The organism is Streptomyces sp. NPDC058240, assembly GCF_042882135.1.
GTDB lineage: Bacteria > Actinomycetota > Actinomycetes > Streptomycetales > Streptomycetaceae > Streptomyces.
Genome location: NZ_JBHVWT010000023.1, coordinates 29295 through 53833 on the forward strand (window position 1 = coordinate 29295; position 24539 = coordinate 53833).

Below are 24539 nucleotides of genomic sequence, written 5' to 3' on the forward strand. Positions count from 1 at the left end.
GTGCCCAGGCATGCACGCCCGCGCGGTGCGTCGGACCGTCATCCCACGCTGACCCAGTCCAGGGTGCGTTCCACGGCCCGCTTCCAGTTCGCGTACCCCTCCGCCCGCTGGTCCTCGCTCCACTGCGGTTCCCAGCGCTTCGACTCCTGCCAGTGTTCTCGCAACTCGCCCTGGTCCTGCCAGAATCCGGTGGCCAGCCCGGCGGCGTAGGCGGCACCGAGCGCGGTCGTCTCGGCGACGACCGGGCGGCTGACGGGGACTCCGAGCACATCCGCCTGGATCTGCATGCAGAGGTCGTTGGCCGTGACCCCGCCGTCGACCTTGAGCACGTCGAGGTGGACGCCGGAGTCCTGTTCCATCGCCTCCACCACGTCCCGGCTCTGGTAGCAGATGGCCTCCAGAGTGGCCCTCGCCAGATGGCCGTTGGTGTTGTAGCGGGCCAGGCCGACGATGGCGCCCCGGGCGTCCGAGCGCCAGTACGGTGCGAAGAGACCCGAGAAGGCCGGCACGAAGTACATCCCGCCGTTGTCCTCGACGGTCCGGGCGAGGTGTTCGCTCTCGCTCGCGTTCGTGATGATCTTCATCTGGTCCCGCAGCCACTGCACCGCGGACCCGGTGACCGCGATGGAGCCCTCCAGGGCGTAGACCGGCGGACTCTGCCCGAATTGGTAGGCGACGGTGGTGAGCAGGCCGTGCTTCGACCGGATCAGTTCCGTCCCGGTGTTGAGCACGAGGAAGTTGCCGGTACCGTACGTGTTCTTCGCCTCGCCCGGCTCGAAGCACACCTGTCCCACCGTGGCCGCCTGCTGGTCGCCGAGCACCCCGGTGATCGGGATCGCGGCGCGCAGCGGCCGGGACGTGCGCGTGCGGCCGTACGCCTCCGCGTCGGAGGAGGGCCGGATGACCGGGAGCATCGCCCGGGGGATGCCGAAGATGTCCAGCAGCTCGTCGTCCCAGTCGAGCGTCTCCAGATCCATCAGCATCGTCCGGCTGGCGTTGGTCACGTCCGTGGCGTGGATACCGCCGTCGGGTCCGCCGGTGAGGTTCCACAGCACCCAGCAGTCCGTGTTCCCGAACACCGCGTGCCCCTGCTCCGCGGCGGCGCGGACCCCGTCGACATTGTCGAGGATCCACTTGATCTTCCCGCCGGAGAAGTAAGTGGCCGGAGGGAGTCCCGACTTGCGCCTGATGACCTCGCCGTGCCCCTCGTTCTCCAGGGCCTTGGCGATCGAGTCGGTGCGGGTGTCCTGCCACACGATGGCGTTGCAGTACGGACGGCCGGTGCGTGGGTCCCAGACGACGGTCGTCTCGCGTTGGTTGGTGATCCCGATGGCGGCGAGATCGGTAGCGCTCAGACCACCGGTGCGCAGAGCGGTCTGCATCACCGAGTTGGTGCGTTCCCAGATCTCCACCGGATCGTGCTCCACCCAGCCCGACCGGGGCAGGATCTGCTCGTGCTCCAACTGGTGTCTGGCCACTTCGTTTCCGCCGTGATCGAAGATCATGAAGCGGCTGCTGGTGGTGCCTTGGTCCACTGCGCCGATGAAGTCCGCCATAGCATGCTGCCTCTCCTGAGTCCGGGCCCGTTGATGGAAACCGGGCGTCACTTCTCCGGCGGTAGCGGGATGCTGCCCTCCGGCTCCGGTTCGGCCGTGGGCAGGAAGCGGCTGATGAAGATCTTGTAGGCGAATGCTCCCAGCGGGCCGCCGACGAGCGGTCCCACGATCGGCACCCAGAAGTAGAAGTTCCCGTACTGATCGCGCCACGCCCCTCCGTAGCCGGTCAGGAAGCTCGCGAGACGGGGGCCGAAGTCACGGGCCGGATTGATCGCGTACCCGGCATTGGTCCCGAACGCCATGCCGATGGCCACCACGATGAGGCCCACGATGAAAGGGCCGAGATTGGAGCCCGGCGGGGTGTTGAGGAGATCCGTGACCGCGAAGATCAGCAGTACGAGGATGGCGGTGCCGATGACCTGGTCCCGGAACGCCCCCCATTCGTGGACCGGAAGCGCGGGGTTTCCGTTGGCGGGCAGAGTGGAGAACACGAACTGCGTCTTGATCGTGTGCCCGGGGTCCGCCTTCGCCAGCGCCTCCGTGTAATTCCAGCGAACCAGCAGTGCCGCGACGAACGCCCCCGCGAGCTGCGCGAGGGAGTAGGGCGCCACCTTCTTCCAGGGGAAGTCCTTGAAAGCGGCGAGCGAGAGAGTCACCGCCGGATTGAGATGGGCTCCGCTCAGTCTGGCCGCCACATAGACGCCCAGAGTGACTCCGAGACCCCACGCCCAGGCGATGCTGTCGTGATTTCCGAGGCCGCCCGCCGGATCGGTGAGCGCACCGCCGGCCACGACCTGGGCCACGACACCGCAGCCGAAGAGGATCAGAATCATCGTGCCGAGAAACTCCGCCGAGAGTTCCCCGACGATTCCGGACTTCTTGAGCCGCTCCATAGGGGTCTCGCTTCCTGTCGATCAACGACTCCTGGCGGCATAGATCCACATCTGAGCGTAAATGGCGGAAATTGGTTCCGCACTCGGTGGCGGACGCGCCGTTTCCGCACGCGCCGGAGCCGGAGCCCTGCGCGGTCTCAGTCCACGTCGACGTTGTCGAAGAGGTCCAGCATCCTGCCGAGCACCCGTACGCAGGCCGTCACATCGGCGTCGGTCAGATCCCCGTCCACCTGGCGCAGCAGGGACTGCTCGCGGGTGAGGGCCGCGGTGATCGCCGCCCTGCCGCCCTCGGTCAGCCGGACCAGGGACGACCGCTGATGGGCCGGGTTGGGAACGATCTCGACCAGTTGCCGGGCCGCGGCGTCGTTGACCATGCGCTGCACGAACTGTCGGCTCAGCGCCTGTGCCCGGCCCATCTGCGGGACCGTCATGGGTCCGTTTTCACGCAGCAGATCCAGTACGGCACGCACGCCGACGGACAGGCCCTCGATCGGTGCGGCCTGTTCCACCTTGCGTTGCACACGCCGGTAGAGCGGGCCGACCAGGGCGAAGACCTCCGTGAGCCGGTGGGCCAGTTCCTCGGGTGCCAGGGGCGGATCGGTGTCGGTCATGCGGCCATCATGACACCTTGGTTGTCAATATGGGGAGCAGATGGCACCTTGGTTGTCATGAATGCTGCCTCCGAGCTGGAATTCTTCGAAACCGACGACGGCCGCCTCGTCCACCGCGACACCGGGGAGGGCCCGCCATGGTGCTGCTGCACGGCGGATTCCTGGACCACGGGATGTGGGACGACCAGGTGCCGGAGCTCGCGCGGGATCACCGAGTGATCGTGCCGGACGCCCGCGGGCACGGCGGATCGTCCAACGCGAGCAGGCCCTTCCGGCACACGGACGACCTGGCCGCCCTGCTGCGTCATCTCGACGCCGGCCCAGCGGTCCTGGTCGGAGTGTCGATGGGCGGGGCCACCGCGCTCGACACCGCGCTCGAACACCCTGATCTGGTACGTGCGCTGGTCGTCAGCGGGGCGGGGACGAGTGAGCCCGAGTTCCACGACCCCTGGTCCCGCCAGGTCCTGGCCGAGCAGGCCCGCTCCCTGGCCGCCGGTGACATCGAGGGATGGATCGACGCCTTCATGCTCTTCGCGGCGGGGCCGCACCGCACGCTCGACGACGTCGACGGCGCTGTGGTGCGACGCCTGCGCGCGATGACCGAGCGGACTCTGGCCAAGCACACCGCGGACGAACCCGACCGGCTCGTGCCCGTCTCCGACACCTGGGCGCGGGCGGCGAAGATCGACGTCCCGGTGCTGGCCATCGCGGGTGGCATCGATTCGGACGATCACCTCGCCATGACCCGGCGCCTCGCACGGACGGTCGCCGACGGGCGCGAGGCAATCGTCGAGGGGACGGCGCACTATCCCCACATGGAACGGCCGGATGCCTTCGGCGAGATCCTCGGGGAATTCCTGACGGCCGTGTCCGCCCGGGAGGGCGGCGCCGTCTGACGGGTGGTCCCGGGGTTCAGCGCAGGGCGGCCACCGTGTCATCGGCCCCCGCGACTCCCTCCGCCGGGGCGTCGTGGAGGCCGAGCCGCAGGTGCTCGACGTGGAAGAGGGCCTGGTCGAGGAGTTCGGCCACGTGGTTGTCGTACAGCGCGTAGATCACCGAGCGGCCCCGGCGCTCGCCGGTGACGAGGCCGAGGTTGCGCAGCAGCCTCAACTGGTGGGAGCAGGCGGACTGCTCCATGCCGACCGCCTCGGCGAGTTCCGTCGCGGGACAGGGGCCCTCCTGGAGGCGGGCGAGAATGCGCAGCCGGGACGGGGTGGCGAGGGCCTGCAGGGTGGACGCCACCTCGGTGGCCCCCACCGCGTCGAGGCGCTCGCGCGCGGTGGCAGCGGTCTTCGCGTCAACTCCGTGGCCCATGTCCTCATCCTACGGAGATGCATACATGAATGCGTGTTCATGTGATCCTGTATGGTGTGGGGGTCGAACCACTCCGCCTTCTCGCGTGAAGGACCACCACCCCATGTCTTCCACCGTCACCCGCCCGGCCCCGTCCGCCGGTCCGGTCCGGGGCGCGGTCGCGGCCGAGCGGCGCACCCGGATCCTGGCTCTCCCGGAGGCCCGCTGGGCCGCGGCCGCGCTGGTGCTGTTCCTGGCTGCGCTGCCCCTGCACCTGCTCGGCGCCCCGTGGTGGACGTGGGGCCCGCTGTACGCGCTCACGTACCTCACGGGCGGCTGGGAGCCGGGCCGGGAAGGCCTGAAGGCGCTCGGGGCGAAGACGCTGGACGTCGACCTGCTGATGGTCGTCGCGGCCCTCGGCGCTGCGGCGATCGGGCAGGTGCTGGACGGCGCGCTGCTGATCGTCATCTTCGCCACCTCGGGCGCTCTGGAGGCCTTCGCCACCGCGCGGACGGCCGACTCGGTACGCGGACTGCTCGACCTCGCACCCGCCACGGCCACCCGCCTCGGCCACGCAGGCGCCGAAGAGGCCGTGCCCACCGAGGAGCTGAAGGTCGAGGACGTGATCCTGGTACGTCCCGGCGAGCGTGTCGGGGCCGACGGCCGGGTCCTCGACGGGGCGAGCGAGGTGGACCAGGCAACCATCACCGGCGAGCCGCTGCCGGTGCCCAAGGAGCCCGGCGACGAGGTCTTCGCGGGAACCCTGAACGGCACCGGGGCGCTACGGGTGGCGGTGGAGCGCGACCCGTCCGATTCGGTGATCGCCCGCATCGTCGCCATGGTCGAGGAGGCCTCCGGGACGAAGGCCCCCACCCAGCTGTTCATCGAGAAGGTCGAACAGCGGTACTCGATCGGCATGGTGGCCGCCACCGTCGCCCTGTTCGCCCTGCCCCTGGCCTTCGGCGCGGCACTTCAGCCCACACTGCTCCGGGCTATGACCTTCATGATCGTGGCATCGCCGTGCGCCGTGGTCCTGGCCACGATGCCGCCGCTGCTGTCCGCGATCGCCAACGCCGGACGGCACGGGGTGCTCATCAAGTCCGCCGTGGTGATGGAGCGCCTCGGCCGGATCGACGCCGTGGCACTCGACAAGACCGGCACCCTGACCGAGGGCACCCCGCGTGTCACCGACATCCGTCCGCTCGCCTCCTCGGACCTGACCGAGGACGCCCTGCTCACCCTGGCGGCGGCGGTCGAGCACCCCAGCGAACACCCCCTCGCACGCGCCGTCACCGAAGCCGCCCGGACACGCGGTCTCGCCCTGCCCCCGGCGGAGGACTTCAGTTCCGCCCCGGGCACCGGCGTCACCGCCACCGTGGACGGCCAGGTGGTCGCCGTCGGCAGCCCGGCCCGCCTGCCGGCCGCCCGGACCGGCGCCGACGGAGCGGCCGCCGAGCTCGCCGCTCGGCTGGAGGAGGCCGGCCGTACCGTCGCGCTGGTCGTACGCGAGGGCATGCCCGTCGGCGTCCTGGGCATCGCCGACCGGCTGCGCACCGATGCCCGGACCACCGTCGCCCGCCTCACCGAACTCACCGGCAGCACGCCGGTGCTGATCACCGGGGACAACCCGCGCGCCGCCGCCCGCCTGGGCGCCGACGCCGGGATCGGCGCCATCCGGGCCGGACTGCTGCCGCAGGACAAGGTGGACGCGGTCAAGGAGATGGAGAGCGCCGGGCGGAGGGTGCTCGTGGTCGGGGACGGCGTGAACGACGCCCCGGCACTGGCCGCGGCCCACACGGGCATCGCCATGGGCGGGGCCGGCTCCGACCTCGCCCTGGAGACCGCCGACGCCGTCGTCGTCCGCGACGAACTCGCCACCATCCCCACCGCCGTGGCGCTCTCGCGCCGGTGCCGCCGACTCGTCGTGCAGAACCTGGTGATCGCGGCCGTCTTCATCACCGGCCTCGTCGTCTGGGACCTGGTCGGCACGCTGCCGCTCCCGCTGGGCGTCGCCGGGCACGAGGGCTCCACCGTCATCGTCGGCCTCAACGGCCTGCGCCTGCTGCGGGAAGCCGCCTGGACGCGCGCCGCAGGCCACCGCTGCCCCCCCGGCGGGCGACCGGCGCTCAGCCCTCGTGGTCCCCTTCGGGCGGCAGGGTGCCGGCCCGCAGGAACCGCTCGCCGAGAACGCGGGCGGCTTCCCGCAGTTCGGGCGGCCCGACGATGCGGAACGCCGCCCTGACCGCCATGAGCTGTTCGGCGTACCAGTCCGGTTCGTCCGTGGTGGCGACGAGGCGGGTGCGGTCCGGGTCCGCTTCCTCCAAGCGCCCCAGGCTGCGCGGCAGCCATTGAGCGACCTCGGCCACGGGGGCGTCGATGACGACCTCCACCTCGTACTTCCAGCCTTCGGAGAGGTGCTCCTCCAGCGTCCGTACCGGGTCGAGACCGGCCGGAGGCGCGCACGTCTCCCCGAGCACGTCGACGGTGGCGACGCGGTCCACCCGGAGGACGCGTCTGGCGTTCTTCGGGTGCGACCAGCACAGCAGATACCAGCGGGAACGACGTACGACGACGGCCCACGGATCGACCTCCATCGTCCGTTCCGCCCCCGGACCCGACCGGTATCCGAGCCGCAGTCGGCGGCCCGCGGCGCAGGACTGGACGAGCAGGGCCGTGGTCTCGGGGCTGGGGCTCGTGGCGCCGGAGTCCGGAACCGGTGCGCTCACTCTCCGGACGGCCTGGGCCGGCTCGGCGACCGGCTCCGGCAGCACACGGATGATCTTGCCGAGCGCGCTCTCCACCGGGTTCTCGGCGGTGCCGGCCGCGTCCCGATGCCGCTCCAGCACGGCCATCACGAGCCCGAGGGCCTCGGGGGTGGTGAACATCAGGGGCGGAACCCGAAGACCCCGGCCGACGCGGTAGCCCCCGTAAGGGCCCCGCACGGACTCGACCGGGACACCGGCCTCCCGCAGGATGCCGACGTACCGGCGGGCCGCCCGTGCGGAGACGCCGAGCCGGTCCGCCAGCCGGTCGGCAGTGATTCCTGGGCCGTCCTGGATCAGCTCAAGAGCCAGGAGCGCCCGCGCGGTCGGGCTCGCGTCGTGCACCATCGGCAGATCGGTCCCCATTCCGGAAGTAGAACGTCCGCAATGGACTGTACTCTCCTCGCCATGAGTGAGAACAACGAGTCGGTCTCTCCGGAACCTCCGCTCGCGGGCGACGAAACCGCCACCCTCCTCGGTTCGCTGGAGCGCCAGCGCGCGACCCTGGCGTGGAAGTGCGGGGGATTGGACGCAGCCGGTCTGCGAGCGACGCTCGGCACGTCGACGGTCTCCCTGGGCGGGCTGCTCAAGCACCTGGCCTGTGTCGAGGACACGCATTTCGCCCGGTTGCTGCTCGCGCGGAAGCCGGGGGCTCCGTGGGACGCGGTGGACTGGGACTCCGATCCCGACTGGGAGTGGCGAACGGCCGCCGAGGACACCCCCGAGCAACTGATGGTGCTCTGGCGGGGTGCCGTGGAGCGCTCCCGCGCCATGGTCGCCGAGGCGCTGGCGGACGGCGGCCCGGGGCACATCGGCCGGTACACCACATCCAGCGGCGAGTCCCCGAGTCTGCGGCGCGTCCTGATCGACATGATCGAGGAGTACGCCCGTCACATCGGCCACGCCGACCTCATCCGGGAGTCGGTGGACGGTCTCGTAGGAGAGGACCCGCCGCGGTGACACCGCGTCCGCCGGACGGCCGCCACCGGTGACATGCCCGGGATGGACCACGGCTCGGACGGTTCGGGAATGCCCGGAATGATGTCCGGCAAGGACATGGGCGACCTGGCGGCCGCCAAGGGCAGGGACTTCGACAAGAAGTTCGCCCAGCTCATGATCGGCCACCACCGGGGCGCGGTCACCATGGCCGAGGACGAGCAGAAGAACGGCGACAACGCCGACGCGAAGAAGCTCGCCGGCGTTGTCGTCACGGCTCAGACCGCAGAGATCGAGCAGATGAACAAGATCATCGACAGGCTCTGATCCCGGCAGGGGTGCGGGCCTCCCTCGCATGGCGGTCCGGATGACGTCATGCGAAGGCCCGCACCCCCTCGGGCCTCTCGTCCGGATCAGGCCGGGCTCGCGTGCTCCGGCGTCGCCAGCAGATCGCCCACCTCCTGTGCGGTGGTCTCCCGGAGCTCCTCCGCGACCAGCAGCCACCGGGTGATGCCGACCGATTCGAGGAACGGCAGATCGTGACTGGCGATCAGCAGTGCGCCCTCGTAGGACTCCAGCGCACCGGTCAGCTGCCGCGCGCTGGCGATGTCGAGGTTGTTGGTCGGTTCGTCCATCATCAGCAGCTGCGGGGCCGGTGCGGCGAGCATCGTCGCCGCGAGGGCGGCGCGGAAGCGTTCGCCGCCCGACAGCGTGCCCGCCGGCTGCTCCGCGCGCTTCCCCCGGAACAGGAAGCGCGCGAGCTGGGCACGGATGTGGTTGTCGGTGACCCCGGGCGCCATGCGGGCCACGTTCGCCGCGACGCTCAGCTCCTCGTCCAGCACGTCGAGCCGCTGCGGAAGGAACCGCGTCGGCACGAAGGTCCTGGCCTCGCCGGACAAGGGGGCCAGCTCACCGGTGATCGTGCGCAGCAGGGTCGTCTTCCCGGCGCCGTTGCGACCGACGAGCGCGATCCGCTCGGGTCCCTGCACCCGGAGACTGCCCTCGCGCAGCCTGCCGAACCGGGGGCGCAACTCGTGCAGGTTCAACACGCTGCGTCCGGCGGGCACCGCCGTGTGGGGAAGGCTCACGCGGATCTCGGCATCGTCGCGGATCGCGTCCGCGGCCTCCTCCCGGCGCTCGCGTGCCTCGCCGAGCCGCGCCTCGTGGACGCCTCGAAGTTTGCCCGCCGACTCCTGCGCGGACCGCTTGCGGCGGCCGGCCAGGATCTTCGGGAGGCTCCCCTCGGCCTCGATCTTCCTGCCGGTCCTCTGGCGCCGGGCCAGTTTCACCTGGGTCTCCTCCAACTCGCGTTTCTGGCGGCGCACATCGGCCTCCGCGGCCCGCAACATCCGTCCGGCGGCCTCCTGTTCGGTGGCCACGGCCTCCTGGTACGCGGACCAGCCACCGCCGTACCAGTTCACGGACCCGGCGCGCAGTTCGGCGATGCGGTCCACGCGCTCCAGCAGTTCGCGGTCATGGCTGACCACGACCAGTACGCCCGAGCGCCAGGAGTCGACGGCCTCGTAGAGCCTCCGGCGCGCGAACATGTCGAGGTTGTTGGTGGGCTCGTCCAGGAGGAGGACATCGGGACGCTCCAGCAGCAGCGCTGCCAGGCGCAGCAGGACGGTCTCCCCGCCGGACAACTGGCCGACGGTGCGGTCCAGTTCGACGCCGCCGAGTCCGAGTGAGCCCAGTGTCGCCAGGGCCCTTTCCTCCACGTCCCAGTCGTTGCCGATCGTCTCGAAGTGCTTCTCGTCGACATCGCCGGCCTCGATGGCACGCAGCGCGTCGCGCCGTTCGGCGATGCCCAGGGCCTGGTCCACCCGCAGTGTCGTGTCGAGGGTGATGTTCTGTGGAAGGTGGGCGAGGCTGCCGCCCACGGTCACCGAACCCTGGGACGGGCGCAGTCGACCGGCGAGCAGCCGCAGCAGTGTGGACTTGCCCGCGCCGTTGGTGCCGACGAGACCGATGCGGCCCCGGCCGATGCTGAACGAGAGTCCGTCGAAGACCGTCGTGCCGTCCGGCCACCGGAAGGACAGGGCCGAGCAGGTGAGGGAGGCGTGGGGGGTGGTGGGTGTCGCCATGGTGTTCCTCGCATTCGCAAGCGTGGTGATGGGGGCTTCGTATGCGAGCACCACGCGGCGACCGAGCAGCAGAGAAAGGTGCGGCGTCCGGAAGACAGAGGGACGGCTCATGCACCGAGGTCGCATCCACGCGGGGTCACGGGCAGCGCGGAGCACTGCTACAGCGTGACGGGCGTACGGGCTGTGCCGTACGGCGCGATGTTCGCGAACCTCAGATGCGCAACGTCCACCTCTATCGGAGACAACAGGACATCAAAACCATAACCACGGGGAGGAGCGATGGCAATGCCTCCCGGTTTCGGGTGGGGGCCCGGGCGTGGGCCTCGGACGACGACGCGTACGTCCTGTATGAGCGATCCAAGGCGGTTGACCTTTTGGCCGATAAAGGGTCATTTGGCGCAATTGTGACTTTCGAGCGTGGGGCGATATGCCCCTTTTGGTATTTCGTGGCGCGAGTCACGTTCGAGCCCTCGGGTGTCGCACCGTGCAATTCGGTTCCCTTTCCGCGCAAGGAAAGCGGACCGTTCGATGTGAGGTGGATTACCCCGATTCTGATGACTCGATCTTGTAAGTGAATTGCATTCGGAAATTAGGGGCTTGTCCCTTTCGGTCCTTCTCGCCTACGGTCACCGTCAATCCGGACGGAACGCCGAATCCTGCCGCCGTCCGGCAATCCCACCCACTCGTGTACGGCAGGAGCGGGGAACCCAGGTAAGCCGCCGATCCGGTATCCGGAACGGCTCGGGGTGAAGTCGCATTCGTGTGCGGCCAGGCATCTCCAGCCCGAACCCGACAGCTCACCTCGCAGGCGACGGAGAGGAATCCATCATGACCTCAACGGGTACGTACCGTCGTCGCAGGCCCACCTCGCTGACCAGGGGCTTCATCGCCCTGGGCACGGGTGCCGCCGCACTCATGCTTCCGCTGATCGGTGCCCACGCCGCCTCGGCGGCGCCGGCGCAGACCGTCAGTGCCGCCGCGCCGACCGCGGCGTACACGGACGATCTGGACGGCTGGATCAAGGAGTCGCTGGCCGTCATGGCCCAGCACGGCATTCCCGGCAGCTACAACGGTATCCATCGCAACGTCATGCGCGAGTCCTCCGGTAATCGCCTCGCCATCAACAAATGGGACTCGAACGCCGCCGCCGGAACGCCGTCCAAGGGCCTCCTCCAGATCATCGATCCGACGTTCCGGGCCTACCACGTGCCCGGCACGGCGATGGACAGCTACGACCCCGTCGCCAACATCACGGCAGCGTGCAACTACGCGGCCGCCAAGTACGGCTCCATCGACAACGTCTCCGGGGCCTACTGACATACGGAACGAACGGTCTCCGGGCCGTCGCCCCCGCGGTCACCCCGGCCGCGGGGGCGTCCAGTCGGCGTGGCGCAGGATCGTGCGGACGGTGACGCGGGACGGTGCGAGGCGCAGTGCCGTGTTGCGCAGCGCGACGGCCGCCGGCCGGGACAGCCGCTGACCCATCCGGCCGGCCTGGCGGGCGGCTCGGGCGACCGACTGGCTGCGGGGCCGGCGTTCGGCGTCGTAGCGGCCGAGCGCCGACTCGACAGTGGGCTCGGTGCGGAGCGCGGCGGCCAGTGTCGCCGCGTCCTCCAAGGCCTGGCACGCCCCCTGGCCGAGGTTCGGTGTCATGGCATGGGCCGCATCGCCGAGCAGGGCGACCCGGCCCACCGCGTAGGAAGGGAGCGGGACGACCAGTTCGTCGACGTCATGGTGCAGGACGGCGTCGGGCCGGGTCGCCGCCAGCAGCGCGGGAATGGGGTCGTGCCAGCCGCCGAACCTGCGGCGGACCTCGGCGAGGGGATCCGAATGGCGCACACCGGCAGGGGCGTTGAGCACCGCGTGCCACTCGGCCCGGCCGTCCGTGAAGGCGATGTGGCCGAACTCGGCCCCCGGCCCCCAGGTGAGCTCGAAGTCGGCACTCAGGTCGACCGGGGACTCGATGATGGCGCGCAGCACGGTCGAGCCGCTGTAGGCCGGACCGGGGTGCCCCGGGAAGAGCTGGGAGCGCAATCGGCTGCCGATGCCGTAGGCGGCCACGACCAGATCCGCGTCGAGGCGGGTGTCACCGGCGGTGAGGCGCACCCGCGAGGAGTCGGAGCGGTCGACGGACGTCACATCGAATCCGACGAGCAGGGACTGGCCGAGGCGGGGATGCGCGGCCTGACCCACCGGGCCGTGGACCGGGCGGCGGACCTGCCGCCGGGCACCACCTCGGCGTACTTCCGTACCCGGTAGGCGCTGCTCACCGGGCTCGTGCGGCGGCTCGTCGCCCTCGACCAGGCGGAGCTGCAGGCGGCCGGCGAGCAGGCGGGGATGCCGCGCGACGCCGACGAACTGACGGACGGGCTCGCCGGCTTCGTCGAGTGGCGGCTGGCCGGTCGGGGTCGGCAGAGGTCGCTCGCCCGCTACGCGTGCGCGGTCGAGAGTGTGCGTCACCCGGAGCTGCGGGAGATCCTCGTGCCGCGCGAGAACGCGGCACGCGAGGCCGTGCGGGTCTTCCTGGACGCGCAGGGCGTGGCCGACGCCGAGGGCCGGACGCTCACGCTGCTGGCCTGCGTGGACGGGCTGGTGTTCGACCGGCTGGTGGGCGGCGGGGGAGTGCCGAGGGACGAGATCGCGGGGCTGGTCGCCGCCGCGCTCCGCGACGCGTGATCGTCGACGCGCCGGCGTCACTCCTGGGCGGGCTCCGCCGCCTGCTCCCGGGCGGGGCGGGGCGGCACGGGAACGGTGGCCGCCTCACCCTTCCGGACCGCCTGCACCACCGCATCGTGCAGACGACGGCTGTCCTCCTCCGAACAACACGGCACGGGACTGCCCGACATGGTGAACCAGTCGATCGCACCCGTGTACTGCACGGTCACCTGGGCCAAGTCATCCGCCCAGGTCGTGTGAACGGTCAGGTCCCCGGACAGGACACCGACCTCCTCCGTGAGCACGCCGCCGTGCCCGGAGAACACACCGCAAGTCGTCCACGACGCCCAAGCCATGACTCCAGGCTGGCACCAAGACCGCGGATGCGCGACCCGCGGGCTCCGCGCACCGACCGCGCCCGCTCGTGCGGGACACCGCCCCGCCCTTCCGGATGCTGGATATGGGGGAAACTTTCCATCGGGCCGGGCTGCGGTTCCCGCACCCGCCGATCCCCGGACTATGACGCGTTGTTAACGCCAAATCGTCGGATCGGCCCATCGGAACAACGAATTCCGAAGGTGAACACCTCTTGACCTGCGGAACACGTCAGGATTGCATGTCGCGCTGGGAGCGACGAAACCACTCACCACGTCCTCGTCTGGAGGCGATACCGCTCCCGTGCTCAGACACCGCACCTGTTGATCGGAACCGCACGATGACCGAAACGCTCAGCGCTCCCCAGGCGCTCGCCCCAGCGACCGGCCCCACTCCACAGAAGCTCAAGCGTTCCATCGGCGTGGTGGGCGGAACTCTGCTCACGCTCTCCTGCGTGACGCCCGCCTCGACCCTCTTCGTGGTCGTCCCGGACCTGTTCTCCAGCCTCGGCACGTACACCGCCCTCACGATCGCCATCGGCTCGCTGCTCTGCATCGCGGTCGCCTTCTGCTACTCGGAGCTGGGCACGCTCATTCCGAGTGCCGGAGGCGAGTACGCCATGGTGTCGACCATGGCGGGGCGGCTCGCCGGGTGGCTCGTCTTCGTGCTCTCGCTGCTGGTCGTGATGATCGTGCCTCCGGTCATCGCCATGGGAACGGCCGACTACCTCGCACCCATCGTGCACATTCCGGCTCCCGTCGCGGGTGCCGGCGTCATGGTGCTCGCCACCCTCGCCGGCCTCCTCGACCTGCGCGCCAACGCGTGGATCACCGGAATCTTCCTTGTCCTCGAAGTGATCGCGGCAGGTGTCGTCGCCGTTCTCGGCTTCGCCCACTCCGAGCGCGGTGCGTCGGCGCTGGTGCACGGGTCGGTCGCCTCGCCGGGCGGCACGAGCTCGACCGTCACCGCGATGATGGTGGTCTCCGGTCTCGCGATCGCGCTCTTCATCACCCAGGGCTTCTCCACGGCGGTCTACCTCTCGGAGGAGCTGGAGAACCCGCGGCGCAACGTGGCCCGCACCGTGCTCGCCACCCTCGCCATCTCCACGGCGGTCATCCTCGTCCCGGTCATCGCCATCACGCTGGGCGCCCCGGACCTGGAGGCCCTGACCTCGGGCGACCTCAACACCATGGTCGCCGCCTGGTCCAACTCGGCCGTCGGTACCTTCGTCAGCCTCTGCGTGGCCCTCGCGATCATCAACGCGGGCATCGTGATGGTCATCCAGAACTCACGGGTGCTGTTCGCCTCCGCCCGTGACAAGGCATGGCCCGCGCCGATCAACCACGCCCTGTCCCGACTCGGCCGGTTCGGGTCCCCGTGGGTCGCGACCCTGGTCGTCGGCGTTCCCGGAGCGGCGCTCTGCTTCGTCAACCTCGACACCCTGTACGGCGTCACCGGCGTATCCGTCACCGCCATGTACCTGCTGGTCGCCGTCGCGGCCCTGCTCTGCCGCCGTGGCACGCACCGCGAGGCGCCGGCCTGGCGCATGCCGCTGTGGCCCGCGATCCCCGTGCTGCTGATCGCCGTGCTGGCGTACATCCTGACCCAGCAGGAGACCGAGTACCTGCTGTGGACCGGCGGGATCACCGCGGTCGCCACGCTCTACTGGGCGCTCTACCTGCGACCCCGCCGGGAGACCCGCTGGCTGGTCAGCATTCCGGAGGACGCGCAGTCCTGACCCGGACATGTTCCGTGCGGTGCCCGGCCCGTCGGTGGAGATCATCCGCCGGCGGGCCGCTCCCGTGCCGTCCGCCACGTCCCGGTGCGGGGAGCCCGGATCCGGCCACCCGGGGCCCGTCACCGGACCCGATCGCCCGACCGGGCGCCGTGTCGGCCCGGCGACGGGCGGACACACCCCTGATTCCCTCACAGTGGGGTGAGGTCGTCGTCGGAACACGGGGAGTCGTGGCGGGATGAGTGTCGAGCGGGTCGGAGTCGTCGTTCACCAGGGCCATCCCGAGGCCGTCGTCGCGGCGGGCGTCGTACGCGGTTGGTGTGCCCGCGAAGGCATTCCGTGCACGGACATCGACGTGTGGCGCGACGACGAACGCAGGCGCGGCGGGCGCGAGGAGGCCGATGTCGCGGGCAATCCCGATCTCATCGTGACGCTCGGCGGCGACGGGACATTCCTGCGCGGCGCCAGGATCGCCGCCAAGAACGACGGCGCCGTCCTCGGGATCGACCTGGGCCGCGTCGGTTTCCTCACCGAGGTGCCGGCCGGGGACGTGGTCCGGGCCCTCGACGCCGTCCACCGGGGCCGGGCGGAGGTCGAGGAGCGCATGACCCTGACCATGAGGGCCTCCCGCGTACTCGAAGTGCCCCAGGACATCGATGCCCTGATGGGTTACGGGCGGCGCCCCATGCTGCCGCCTCCCCAGGTCGCCCTGGACGAGGAGGCCGCGGCGGAGGGCTGGGGTGTGGCGCTGGACGTCACCGCGCTCAACGACGTCGTCGTGGAGAAGCTCGCCCGCGACCGGCAGGTGAGTCTCGGCGTCTACATCGCTGGCCGCCTCCTCGCCTCGTACTCGGCCGACGCGGTCATCATGGCCACGCCCACCGGCTCGACCGCCTACAGCTTCGCCGCAGGCGGTCCGGTGGTCTCACCGCGCATGGACGCCGTCCTCTTCACGCCCGTAGCGGCGCACATGACCTTCGACCGCACCGTGATCGCCGCGGCCGACGAACCGATCGCCGTACGGGTCCTGCCGCACTCGGGCCAGGGCGCGGTGACCATCGACGGGCAGCTGCGCGGTGTGCTGGACGCCGGGGACTGGCTCGGGGTGTACGCGGCACCGCGCCGTCTGCGGGTCATCAGGCTCGGCCCGCACGACTTCTACGGGCGGCTGCGCACGCGCCTGCGCCTCACGGACGCGCCGGCCACGGCGGCCGACGGGGAGAGCGCGCCGCTCTTCCGACCGGACGGACCGGTCCCGCACGACCTGGCCCATCTCCATCTCTCCCCGGCGGACAGGGACGGGGCGGCCGGTGTCTGACCGCGCCGGGTTCCACCCGCCTCCCGCCGGGGAACCGGGGCCACGAGGCCGAAGTGCCGTACGACAAAGGAGTTCCCATGCCCAGCAGTGCCGATCTCCCCGCCTTCACCACCGTGACGGTTCCCGACACCGAACTGGCCTCGGCCGCGACCCAGTTGGTGCGTGACACGACCGACGACCTGATCTACCACCACTCCCGCCGCGTCTACTTCTTCGGCGGGCTCCAGGGACACAACGGCGGGCTGAGCTTCGACCCGGAGCTGCTCTACGTCGCAGCCATGTTCCACGATCTCGGGCTCAACGAGGAATTCCGCGGCAGCGGGCGCCGGTTCGAGGTGGACAGCGCCGACGAGGCACGGCGATTCCTGCAGAGCCGCGGTGTGCCCGAGGACAGCATCCGTCGCGTCTGGACGGCCATCGCACTCCACACGACGCCGGGAATCCCATCGTTCATGGAGCCCGAGGTCGCACTGGTGACGGCCGGTGTGGAGTACGACGTACTGGGCATCGGGTACGACGACATCAGTGAAGCGGACCGTGCGGCGATCGTCGCCCTCCACCCCCGCCCCGACTTCAAGCGGCGCATCCTCAGGGCCTTCACCGAAGGCATCGAACCCAAGCCGGACACCACGTTCGGCAATGTGAAAGCCGATGTCCTGGAGCGTTACGCACCCGGGTTCGAGCGTGGCAACTTCGTGGACACCATCCTGGATTCCGCCTGGCCGGAGTGACGCGGAGGAGCAGGCCCCATGACCTGGTGGAGACGGCACCCGTCGATATAGTTGGCGCCTACAGGAAAGTGACCGTGCAGAGGGGGCCGGTGCGGGATCAGCGAGCTCGGCCGCAGCGTCATCGCGCTCTTCGCACGGCTCACCGTTCCGGCCAAGTGGGCGTGTGCCCACCGACGATGGCTCCGATGGGCACCTCGGTGACGCGGGCGGTCCGGCCGTCGAACGGCTCCGCACTCTCCGCCCGCTCCTCCGCCACCCACGGAAAGGCCATGCGATGCCGGCCGTCCTCGTCCTGCTGCTCTCCGGAACCTGGCTGCTCTCCGGCGCCCTGGTCACCGGGACCGACCCGCTGATCGTCGCCGTCGGCCGAACCGCCGTGTGCTGCGCGGTGCTCACCGCCGTCGCCGCCTCCACCGCCGACGGCCGGGCCGACCTGCGCCGGGCCGCCGCCAGGCCGGGCACCGTATGGCTGCTGGGCCTGCTCGGATTCGCCGGGTACGCGGCAGGGACCCTCCTCGCCATCCCACGCATCGGAACCTCGCTCACCAACCTCGTCGTCGCGCTGATGCCGTGCGCCTCGGTGGCGGTCGGCGCGATGTTCTTCGGCGAACGGTCCGGGCCGCGCAAGGTGGCGGGGGCGGCGCTCGCCTGCGCGGCGGCCGCCGGATACGCGGCGCTCGGTGCGGACGCGGGCGATGCGGACGGGATGGGGCTGCTGCTGGTGGCGGCGGCGACCGTGGCCTTCGCCGTGTACGGGTTCCTGTACCGGGAGCGGCTGTCGGGGCTGCCACCGCTCGCCGTGCTGCCCGTGCTGCTCGCCGCCGCCACCTGTCTGCTGCTCCCGATGGCCCTGCCCGCGCTGATCGCCCATCCGCCGACACCCGCCGCGACCGGCGGCACAGTGGTGCTGGGCGCAGCCGTCTACGCGCCCGCCTACCTCGTGCAGCACCGGCTCATCCTGCTCCGCGGGCCGGTCTTCACGGCCGCCGTGCAACTGGCCGTTCCCTTCACCGTACGGCTGGGCGACTGGGCGCTGGACACCGCGCCCGCGCCCTCTCCCGCAGAGCTGCTGCTCCTCGCGGTGTGCTGCGGGGGCATCGCGCTCGTCACCGTCCAGCCGCAGGCCCGACTCGCCGCCGCCGAATGACCGCGGGACAGTCGGGGCCGGACCGGCTCAGGCCCCGGCCTGCTCCCCGACCGTCGTCGCGCCGACCACCAGCGTGCACGGGTGGGCGTGCATCCCGGGGGAGTCGCGCCCGTCGGCCACCTGGGCCGCTGCGGCGGCGCCCAGCGCGGCCAACCCCATGTCGACGGTGGTGAGATGGCGGGTGCGCTGGCCACTGATCACGTACTCCCAGTTGTCCACGCCGACCAGTGCGACATCGTCCGGGACCCGCCTTCCCGACTCCAACAGGACCGACTCCGCGCCGAGCGCGATCTGGTCGTTGCCGCAGAAGACGGCGTCGAACCGGGTGCCGGAATCGATCAGCCGGCGACAGGCGGTGACCCCCCAGGCCCGGCTCCAGTCGCCCCGGAGCGTGCCGGTCGCGGGGGAGAGCCCGGCTTCGGCGAGCGAAGACAGCAGCCCCTGCTCACGTCCCGTCGTGGCGGTGTCGGCCGCCTCGCCGGTGATGTGCGCGATGCGTCGCCTGCCCAGCGACAGCAGGTGCTCGCCCGCCAGCCGGCCGGCCATCCGGCTGTCGGGGACGTAGCAGGAGTCGCCCTCCCGGTCGGTGAGCCCGAACGCGTAGGCAACCGGGACGGAGAACTCGGCCGTGACGGACCGCATTTCGGCCCGGAGGTCGTCGCCGAGCACCAGCAGTCCGTCGACGCGCCGGGCCTGCAGCCTGCGGACGCTGTCGGCCATCGAGTCCGGGTCGAAACTCGTGTCGTAGAGGAGGCAGGCCTGTTCCCGGCCGCCGAGGTGGGTGAACGCCCCGACCAGTACCGGCTCGGTGAAGGCTCCCCGGGCATTCTGGGCGAGAATGCCGATCGTCCGGCTCCGCCCCAACGCGAAGGACTGGGCCAGAGCGTTGGGACGGAAGTCCAGCCTGCGCGCCGCCTCGGCTATGCGTGATCGCGTCGCCGTCGAGACCCGGCCGCCGCCGTTCAACGCCCTCGACGCCGTGGAGAGCGAAACCCCGGCGACCGCCGCGACATCGCTCAGTGTGACCCTGCCTCGTTCCGACATGGCATCAGCCTATCCATGGTGCGCAACTGCTTGTGCGATTACGTCGGTTACTGTGCGAACCCTTGACAGGGTCTATTTGCGGGACCAGTCTGTGCCGCGTTTGAGCAAGCGGTTGCGCAACGGCCCGGAGCCGCATCGGGCTCAGTCCGTCCACGTTCTCCGCAGAGATCCCGCGCAGCACCCCCGCGCCCGATGATCAGGGAGTTTCACGCCATGCGACATCGACCACGCAGACGCCTGTCCCGCGCGGCGGTGGCCTTCTCCACACTGCTGGGCCTGCTGGCCTTCGGCCCGGCCGCCGCCTCCGCAGAGAGAGCCGGATCCACCGCCACGGGCACCGAAGACTCGGCAACCGCCGTGTTCGGGAAGACACTTGAGGCCCAAGGCGCGACCATCGACGCGTCTCCCGGCAGCGACGAGGCGAGCGCCAACGTCAAGACGTACGGCGACCGCGACTGCTGGGAGATCGGCCCCGGCCGCCCCAGCCAGTACCTGTACGTCACCGTGGACGCCCGCCTCAAGCACGAGGGGGCGAACCACGCGGCCGTCGACATCGACTACTTCGACGCACCCGGAGCCAAGTTCGCGCTGGTCTACGACGCGGGCGCGAACCCGTGGAGCACCTCACGGATCGTGAAGACCACCGGCACCAACACCTGGAAGACCGCGCACTTCTACATCCCCGACGGGGCGTTCGCCGGCGGGCAGTACGGCCGGGACATGCGCATCGCCTCCTGGGCACAGGACATGGGATCCAGTGAGAAACCGGTCTGCTTCGCCCGCTACGCCTTCGCCCCGTCCCCGGTCGACACCGATGACGTACAGATCGACGTGACCACCCCGGGCAACCTCTTCGACCCGGGCGCGCGGGCGACCTTCGGAGTCCTCTCCGCCCGCGACCGCACCGTGCCCTGGAACGTCCGCGACTACCGGGGCCGCACCGTGCGGCAGGGCGCCGCAGCCATCGACCCGGCCACCCGCGAGGGCGCCATCGATGCCGGTGAACTCCCGGTCGGCTACTACACATTGACGCTTCGGGGGACCGCCGCGGACGGCGCCCCGGTCGCCCGTACGGCCGGCTTCGCGGTGCAGCACCCCGGCCCCGACCCGAAGCGCACCACCGACTCCTTCTTCGGCATCAACCACCACCACCGCTCCGCCCCCGGCGATGCCTGGGGCGACAGCACCAGGCTCGCCGCCCGTGCCGGTGCCGACGCACTGCGCGTCGACTCCGTCTACTGGAGCAGCATCGAGCACCCCAAGGGCGAGTACCAATGGCCCGAGGCCAGCGAACGCGTCACCGCGGACTTCGGCGCACGCGGCCAGAACGGCCTGATGCTGCTGGGCTTCGGCAACTCCGACTACGGCAACATCCCGAGCACCGACGAGGCGTACCAGGCATTCGGGAAGTACGCCGGACAGGTCGCGGAGAAGGCCGGCGGCCGGATCGAGTCGCTGGAGGTCTGGAACGAGTACTACGGCGGCTTCTCCAACGGCGTGTGCTCGCAGAGCGCGAAGTGCTACGCCAAGATGCTGGCCGCCGCGTACTCGGGGGTCAAGGCCGCCGACCCGAAGGTCACCGTGGTCGGCGCCTCGTCGTTCAAGGTGCCCCTGGACTGGTTCGAGGAGCTTTTCAAGCTCGGCGGGCTCAAGCACATGGACGCGATCTCCATCCACCCCTACCGCGCCCCGGGCGACCCCGAGGGCGTCGAGCTCGACATCGCGGGCCTCAAGCGGCTGATGCGTCAGTACAACGACGGCAGGGAACTCCCGATCTGGATCACCGAGCAGGGCTGGACCTCCGCCGACCGGGACGGCATCGGCGTCAGCGAGCAGACCCAGGCACAGGCCACCGCACGAGCCCTGCTGGAGGCCAAGGCCGCAGGCATCGCCCGCTACTACTGGTACGACCTGATCAACGACGGCAACGGGCCCAGCAACGGGGAACACAACTTCGGGCTGCTGCGCAAGACCGGCCCGGAGGCCAATGGGCTCAACCCGAAGCCCGCCTACCTCGCCTACTCCACCGTCGCCCGCGAACTGACCGAAGCGCAGTTCACCGGCCGGCTGCGCACCGGCGACCGCGACCTGTACGCGTACAGCTTCCGGTCCGCCTCCGGCTCACCCGGCGGCGGTGCGGTGACCACGGCCCTGTGGAGCGGCGACCGCTCCGGCAAGCCGGTCCGGGTGCGGACCGGGAAGCCGGTCACCGTGGTGGACATGCTCGGAGCGGAACGGGTGCTGGAGCCGGTGGACGGCTGGGTGCATCTGACAGCCACCGGCGCCCCGGTCTATCTGCGGGCCGCGGTGGACAAGGTCGAGGCGTCACCGCTGCTCTCGCTGTCCGCGCCGAAGGACATCGCGGCGGGCGCCGACGTACCGGTGACCGCCACACTCGACAACCGTGCCACGGGCCACGGCGACGGGGTGCCGACGCGCAGGCGCACCGCTGTCTTCGAGACCGAGGGCGAGCGGGTCACCGTCTCGGCGGCCCCCGGCCGGCGGGCGAGCGCCGTGCTGAAGGTCCCGGCCGGGGACACGCCCGGCAGCCGCGGTCTGGCGGCGGCGGTCACTCTCGACGGGAAGCGGGCCGGCGCGGTCGCGACCGGCACGCGGGTGACGGCCGAGCCGGTGACGGTCGACGTGTCCCCGGAGATGTCGGTGAAGGGCGCCACCCGCACCGACCGGCTCGCGGTGACCGTCACCAACCACTCGCCGGACGCATCGGTCGGGGTGGCCGGGATCGACTGGTCCTTCGGCGACCGCACCGGAACGATCGCAGGCAGCGGCAGCCGGGATACGGTCCCGCCGCTGACCACGCGCACTTTCCGCGCCACCGTCGACGGAGCCTCCGCCTACGCCGTCCGGCCCGTCGAGGTGACCGCGAGACTCACTGACGGACGCACCGCACACGACAGCGACTCCTTCGGCTTCAGCCCGATCGCCAGGGCCACTCCGCACCTGGTGGACGGCAGGCTCACCGGACTGGAGAACGTCCCGAAGGTGGATCTTTCCGAAGTCGGCTCGTACAACGGCATCGAACCCTCCGCCGCCGACGGCGACATGTGGGCGACCTGGGACGACAAGAACCTCTACGTGTCCGCGGTCGTCCGGGAGAAGGACCACCGAAAGGCGCAGAAGATCGCCTGGCTGCCCGCCGGTGACAGCATCGGGATCGGCGTCCAGCCGGGCAAACCCGGTGAGGGGCTTGGCAGTTGGGGCGCGGACTGGTACATGCTCTACGCCGGTGACACCGTGACGGAGGGGCCGGGGGTATTCGTCGAATCCCTGCCGAAGGACTATCCGGTGGGGTCCGTGGAGGGCGCCGATGTCCGGGTCGCCCGCGACGACGGGGCCGGGACGACGACCTACCTGGTCGCCGTGCCATGGAAGCGGATCGCCCCGCTGTCGCCCAGGGCCCCCTCGTTCTCGCTGACTCTGACGGTCAACAAGAACGACGGTGTGCAGCGGGAGAACAACTACCGCTCGCTCGGTCTGGACGGATGGCAGACCTGGGGCGACGGGCTCAACAACTGGAAGCTGGTGCGCTATCAGCAGGTGCAGCTGACCCGCTGACCCGAACCCGGCCGGTGGGCGCCGCCACACGCCGCGCCCACCGGCCGTCGTTCCCGACACCCGTGACGTCCACCATCAGCAGCGAGAGGCGGAACCACCATGACCCACACCTCCAGCACCGACGACATGTCCGGCCCCCGACGCCGCGACCGGCCAGGTCCATGGCGGCGCCCACGCTTCGCCCGCATCCCGGCCCTCGCACTCGCGCCGGCCCTCGCGCTCTCCCTGCTCGTGGCCCTTCCTCCGTCCGCCCCCGCCGCGACGCACACCCTGTCGGTCACCTCCCCGAGCCTGATCTTCCAACAGGGCCAGGGATCGGTGGAGTTCGGCTCATCGGCGGCCTCGGTCTCCTGGACGATCAACGATGAACAGGGAGCCCGGGTGCGCGGCGGCACCAGCTGGCTCTCCGGCGGGAAGGCCACGATTCCCGTCGCCGACCTCGCCCCCGGATACTTCGAACTCTCCCTGCACGCGGGCTCCTCCACCGACCCGACCGACCTGCGCACTTCGTTCGCCGTCATCGAGCCGGTGCCGGACGACGTGGTCGGCCCCACCTCCCCGTTCGGCGCCGCCGTGCACATCGGACGCGCCGGCTGGGGCCTGAACGTACTGGACGAGGCGCGCAAGACAGGCATCGCGCACATCCGTGAGGACGCCAGTTGGAACCGGTTCGAGACCACGAAGGGCAGCTACACCTTCCCGGCCGCCTTCTCCACCGAGATGGCGCGCGCCCGCGCGCTGGGCATCACCCCGATGATCATCGCGAACGGCGCCAACCCCCTGTACGACAAAGGCCATACGCCGAGTAGCCCCGAAGGCATCGCCGCCTTCGGGAAGTTCGCCGCGGCGGTCCTGAAGCAGTACGGCCGGAGCGACGTCGAGGTGCTGAACGAGTACAACGCGGACAAGTTCAACAACAGCGCCTGCGGGAAGAGCGCCGCCTGCTACCTGGACGTACTCGAAGGGGTGTACCAGGCCGTGAAGGCCGCGGCCCCGGGCGCCTCGGTCGTCGGCCCGGCCACCATCGGCATCGGCAACTGCGTGGCCGCCGACGGCACCAAGTGCTTCGCGCCGGACCTGATCGACCGCGGCGGACTGAAGTCGATGGACGCCTACAGTGTCCACCCCTACCACTACCCGGGCGGACCGGAGTGGCTGGGCGGCTCCGGCGACACCATCGCAGGCCTGCGGCAGCGGATCCGCGCAGCCAATGGTGGCAAGGACAAGCCGATCGTCCTGAGCGAGATGGGCTGGCCCACCGACACTGCTCACGGCACCACCGAACGTCAGCAGGCCGACAACCTGATCCGGCTCTACGCGATCGGCCTGGCCAACGGTGTGACCCGGGTCTACTGGTACGACCTGGTCGACGACGGCAGCGACCCCGCCGAAAAGGAACAGAACTTCGGCATGCTCCGGCAGCCCGTGACCGCCACCACCGCGAACCCCGTCTCGGTCACCGCCAACGCCCCCAAACCGGCCGCGGTCGCCCAGGCCGTGGTGGCCCGGATGCTCGGCGGCAGGACCTACGCGGGCACGGACGGCCTCTCCGCACCGGCCTACTCCCTCCGCTTCACCGGCAGCGGCACGACCCGCGTGGTCTGGGCCACCACCGTCCGTGACCTCACGGTGTCAGCGACCGGTCCGGTCACCCTGGTCGACTCCTGGGGCCGACGCACCGTCAGGCAGCCGGCGGACGGCCGCTTCACCCTGGAGGCGGGCCCGTCCCCGGTGTTCGTCGAGGGCCCTGTCACCGGCGTCGGCGCCGCGGCACCGCAGTGAGACCGGCCGGGAAAGCGGGTCGACAGGCGAGTGCCGGGCAC

The 24539-nt window shown here is 70.7% G+C and carries 20 protein-coding genes, 2 pseudogenes and 1 riboswitch; of the genes and pseudogenes, 12 read left to right on the top strand and 10 right to left on the bottom strand.

The window, feature by feature from the left end:
- Positions 1 to 38: 38 nt before the first annotated feature.
- The 3 genes from glpK to ACFVX4_RS28255 all read right to left on the bottom strand — a co-directional run bounded on the left by glpK (position 39) and on the right by ACFVX4_RS28255 (position 3060).
- Positions 39 to 1556, bottom strand: a complete 1518-nt coding sequence (gene glpK / locus ACFVX4_RS28245; RefSeq protein WP_389982092.1) for a glycerol kinase GlpK — start codon at positions 1554 to 1556, stop codon at positions 39 to 41.
- 47 nt (positions 1557 to 1603) lie between these two features.
- Complete coding sequence (locus tag ACFVX4_RS28250) at positions 1604 to 2449, bottom strand: MIP/aquaporin family protein (RefSeq protein ID WP_389982095.1); 846 nt, start codon at positions 2447 to 2449, stop codon at positions 1604 to 1606.
- Positions 2450 to 2586: 137 nt separating this feature from the next.
- Complete coding sequence (locus ACFVX4_RS28255; protein WP_389982098.1) at positions 2587 to 3060, bottom strand: MarR family winged helix-turn-helix transcriptional regulator; 474 nt, start codon at positions 3058 to 3060, stop codon at positions 2587 to 2589.
- 57 nt (positions 3061 to 3117) lie between these two features.
- On the opposite strand from ACFVX4_RS28255, the pseudogene ACFVX4_RS28260 reads away from it, so the two are divergent.
- A pseudogene (locus tag ACFVX4_RS28260) lies at positions 3118 to 3956 on the top strand (alpha/beta fold hydrolase).
- Between the two features lie 16 nt (positions 3957 to 3972).
- On the opposite strand, the gene ACFVX4_RS28265 reads toward ACFVX4_RS28260, so the two are convergent.
- Positions 3973 to 4374 carry an ArsR/SmtB family transcription factor gene (locus ACFVX4_RS28265; RefSeq protein ID WP_389982101.1) on the bottom strand — a complete coding sequence of 134 codons (402 nt, stop codon included), beginning with the start codon at positions 4372 to 4374 and terminating at the stop codon, positions 3973 to 3975.
- A gap of 103 nt (positions 4375 to 4477) precedes the next feature.
- On the opposite strand from ACFVX4_RS28265, the gene ACFVX4_RS28270 reads away from it, so the two are divergent.
- The gene (locus tag ACFVX4_RS28270) at positions 4478 to 6595 is read left to right on the top strand and encodes a heavy metal translocating P-type ATPase (RefSeq protein ID WP_389982105.1); all 2118 of its coding nucleotides are present in this window, start codon (positions 4478 to 4480) and stop codon (positions 6593 to 6595) included.
- Here the strand turns inward: ACFVX4_RS28270 and ACFVX4_RS28275 are convergent.
- Positions 6480 to 7463: a helix-turn-helix transcriptional regulator gene (locus ACFVX4_RS28275; protein ID WP_389982234.1), complete on the bottom strand. Its 984-nt coding sequence runs from the start codon at positions 7461 to 7463 to the stop codon at positions 6480 to 6482. The genes ACFVX4_RS28270 and ACFVX4_RS28275 overlap by 116 nt on opposite strands.
- A 60-nt stretch (positions 7464 to 7523) precedes the next feature.
- On the opposite strand from ACFVX4_RS28275, the gene ACFVX4_RS28280 reads away from it, so the two are divergent.
- Positions 7524 to 8075: a DinB family protein gene (locus tag ACFVX4_RS28280; protein ID WP_389982107.1), complete on the top strand. Its 552-nt coding sequence runs from the start codon at positions 7524 to 7526 to the stop codon at positions 8073 to 8075.
- A 42-nt stretch (positions 8076 to 8117) separates the two neighbouring features.
- Positions 8118 to 8378: a DUF305 domain-containing protein gene (locus ACFVX4_RS28285; RefSeq protein WP_389982110.1), complete on the top strand. Its 261-nt coding sequence runs from the start codon at positions 8118 to 8120 to the stop codon at positions 8376 to 8378.
- 86 nt (positions 8379 to 8464) lie between these two features.
- Here the strand turns inward: ACFVX4_RS28285 and ACFVX4_RS28290 are convergent, their stop codons facing one another.
- Positions 8465 to 10135 carry an ABC-F family ATP-binding cassette domain-containing protein gene (locus ACFVX4_RS28290; RefSeq protein WP_389982113.1) on the bottom strand — a complete coding sequence of 557 codons (1671 nt, stop codon included), beginning with the start codon at positions 10133 to 10135 and terminating at the stop codon, positions 8465 to 8467.
- A 637-nt stretch (positions 10136 to 10772) separates the two neighbouring features.
- Positions 10773 to 10959: riboswitch (cyclic di-AMP (ydaO/yuaA leader) on the top strand.
- Between the two features lie 4 nt (positions 10960 to 10963).
- Here ACFVX4_RS28290 and ACFVX4_RS28295 point away from each other — a divergent pair.
- Entirely contained in the window at positions 10964 to 11452 is a 489-nt protein-coding gene (locus ACFVX4_RS28295) for a transglycosylase SLT domain-containing protein (RefSeq protein ID WP_389982118.1), read from the top strand.
- Between the two features lie 39 nt (positions 11453 to 11491).
- Here ACFVX4_RS28295 and ACFVX4_RS28300 read toward each other — a convergent pair.
- Positions 11492 to 12388: pseudogene (locus ACFVX4_RS28300) on the bottom strand (FAD-dependent monooxygenase); the annotation flags it as partial.
- 9 nt (positions 12389 to 12397) lie between these two features.
- Here ACFVX4_RS28300 and ACFVX4_RS28305 point away from each other — a divergent pair.
- Positions 12398 to 12811 (top strand): TetR family transcriptional regulator C-terminal domain-containing protein, encoded by a 414-nt coding sequence (locus ACFVX4_RS28305; RefSeq protein ID WP_389982237.1) that lies wholly within the window; start codon positions 12398 to 12400, stop codon positions 12809 to 12811.
- A 17-nt stretch (positions 12812 to 12828) separates the two neighbouring features.
- Here the strand turns inward: ACFVX4_RS28305 and ACFVX4_RS28310 are convergent, their stop codons facing one another.
- Entirely contained in the window at positions 12829 to 13146 is a 318-nt protein-coding gene (locus ACFVX4_RS28310) for a hypothetical protein (RefSeq protein WP_266430696.1), read from the bottom strand.
- Between the two features lie 359 nt (positions 13147 to 13505).
- Here ACFVX4_RS28310 and ACFVX4_RS28315 point away from each other — a divergent pair, with 359 nt between their 5' ends.
- The 3 genes from ACFVX4_RS28315 (at position 13506) to ACFVX4_RS28325 (ending at position 16949) form a co-directional block, all read left to right on the top strand.
- On the top strand, positions 13506 to 14903 hold the full coding sequence (locus tag ACFVX4_RS28315; RefSeq protein WP_389982122.1) for an APC family permease: 1398 nt from the start codon (positions 13506 to 13508) through the stop codon (positions 14901 to 14903).
- 235 nt (positions 14904 to 15138) lie between these two features.
- Positions 15139 to 16218 carry an NAD(+)/NADH kinase gene (locus ACFVX4_RS28320; RefSeq protein ID WP_389982125.1) on the top strand — a complete coding sequence of 360 codons (1080 nt, stop codon included), beginning with the start codon at positions 15139 to 15141 and terminating at the stop codon, positions 16216 to 16218.
- 77 nt (positions 16219 to 16295) lie between these two features.
- Positions 16296 to 16949 (top strand): HD domain-containing protein, encoded by a 654-nt coding sequence (locus ACFVX4_RS28325; RefSeq protein WP_389982128.1) that lies wholly within the window; start codon positions 16296 to 16298, stop codon positions 16947 to 16949.
- Between the two features lie 139 nt (positions 16950 to 17088).
- Here the strand turns inward: ACFVX4_RS28325 and ACFVX4_RS28330 are convergent, their stop codons facing one another.
- Entirely contained in the window at positions 17089 to 17220 is a 132-nt protein-coding gene (locus tag ACFVX4_RS28330) for a hypothetical protein (protein ID WP_389982131.1), read from the bottom strand.
- A gap of 3 nt (positions 17221 to 17223) precedes the next feature.
- Between ACFVX4_RS28330 and ACFVX4_RS28335 the strand changes: the two genes are divergently transcribed.
- Positions 17224 to 18096: an EamA family transporter gene (locus ACFVX4_RS28335; RefSeq protein WP_389982133.1), complete on the top strand. Its 873-nt coding sequence runs from the start codon at positions 17224 to 17226 to the stop codon at positions 18094 to 18096.
- Positions 18097 to 18123: 27 nt separating this feature from the next.
- On the opposite strand, the gene ACFVX4_RS28340 is transcribed toward ACFVX4_RS28335, so the two are convergent.
- On the bottom strand, positions 18124 to 19140 hold the full coding sequence (locus tag ACFVX4_RS28340) for a LacI family DNA-binding transcriptional regulator (RefSeq protein ID WP_389982136.1): 1017 nt from the start codon (positions 19138 to 19140) through the stop codon (positions 18124 to 18126).
- Between the two features lie 213 nt (positions 19141 to 19353).
- Here ACFVX4_RS28340 and ACFVX4_RS28345 point away from each other — a divergent pair, with 213 nt between their 5' ends.
- Entirely contained in the window at positions 19354 to 22716 is a 3363-nt protein-coding gene (locus ACFVX4_RS28345) for a glycosyl hydrolase (protein WP_389982139.1), read from the top strand.
- 99 nt (positions 22717 to 22815) lie between these two features.
- Positions 22816 to 24498, top strand: coding sequence for a hypothetical protein (locus tag ACFVX4_RS28350; RefSeq protein WP_389982142.1), 1683 nt, complete (start codon positions 22816 to 22818; stop codon positions 24496 to 24498).
- Positions 24499 to 24539: the final 41 nt, after the last annotated feature.

Bases quoted from the DNA above. Each gene is read 5' to 3' on its own strand.
- ACFVX4_RS28250 (WP_389982095.1), bottom strand. From the start codon at position 2,449: ATGGAGCGGCTCAAGAAGTCCGGAATCGTCGGGGAACTCTCGGCGGAG.
- ACFVX4_RS28255 (WP_389982098.1), bottom strand. From the start codon at position 3,060: ATGACCGACACCGATCCGCCCCTGGCACCCGAGGAACTGGCCCACCGG.
- ACFVX4_RS28330 (WP_389982131.1), bottom strand. From the start codon at position 17,220: ATGGCCTTTCCGTGGGTGGCGGAGGAGCGGGCGGAGAGTGCGGAGCCG.
- ACFVX4_RS28315 (WP_389982122.1), top strand. From the start codon at position 13,506: ATGACCGAAACGCTCAGCGCTCCCCAGGCGCTCGCCCCAGCGACCGGC.
- ACFVX4_RS28310 (WP_266430696.1), bottom strand. From the start codon at position 13,146: ATGGCTTGGGCGTCGTGGACGACTTGCGGTGTGTTCTCCGGGCACGGC.
- ACFVX4_RS28335 (WP_389982133.1), top strand. From the start codon at position 17,224: ATGCCGGCCGTCCTCGTCCTGCTGCTCTCCGGAACCTGGCTGCTCTCC.
- ACFVX4_RS28295 (WP_389982118.1), top strand. From the start codon at position 10,964: ATGACCTCAACGGGTACGTACCGTCGTCGCAGGCCCACCTCGCTGACC.
- ACFVX4_RS28275 (WP_389982234.1), bottom strand. From the start codon at position 7,463: ATGGTGCACGACGCGAGCCCGACCGCGCGGGCGCTCCTGGCTCTTGAG.
- ACFVX4_RS28285 (WP_389982110.1), top strand. From the start codon at position 8,118: ATGGACCACGGCTCGGACGGTTCGGGAATGCCCGGAATGATGTCCGGC.
- ACFVX4_RS28270 (WP_389982105.1), top strand. From the start codon at position 4,478: ATGTCTTCCACCGTCACCCGCCCGGCCCCGTCCGCCGGTCCGGTCCGG.
- ACFVX4_RS28320 (WP_389982125.1), top strand. From the start codon at position 15,139: ATGAGTGTCGAGCGGGTCGGAGTCGTCGTTCACCAGGGCCATCCCGAG.
- ACFVX4_RS28345 (WP_389982139.1), top strand. From the start codon at position 19,354: ATGCGACATCGACCACGCAGACGCCTGTCCCGCGCGGCGGTGGCCTTC.
- ACFVX4_RS28290 (WP_389982113.1), bottom strand. From the start codon at position 10,135: ATGGCGACACCCACCACCCCCCACGCCTCCCTCACCTGCTCGGCCCTG.
- ACFVX4_RS28280 (WP_389982107.1), top strand. From the start codon at position 7,524: ATGAGTGAGAACAACGAGTCGGTCTCTCCGGAACCTCCGCTCGCGGGC.
- ACFVX4_RS28340 (WP_389982136.1), bottom strand. From the start codon at position 19,140: ATGTCGGAACGAGGCAGGGTCACACTGAGCGATGTCGCGGCGGTCGCC.
- ACFVX4_RS28325 (WP_389982128.1), top strand. From the start codon at position 16,296: ATGCCCAGCAGTGCCGATCTCCCCGCCTTCACCACCGTGACGGTTCCC.
- ACFVX4_RS28350 (WP_389982142.1), top strand. From the start codon at position 22,816: ATGACCCACACCTCCAGCACCGACGACATGTCCGGCCCCCGACGCCGC.
- ACFVX4_RS28265 (WP_389982101.1), bottom strand. From the start codon at position 4,374: ATGGGCCACGGAGTTGACGCGAAGACCGCTGCCACCGCGCGCGAGCGC.
- glpK (WP_389982092.1), bottom strand. From the start codon at position 1,556: ATGGCGGACTTCATCGGCGCAGTGGACCAAGGCACCACCAGCAGCCGC.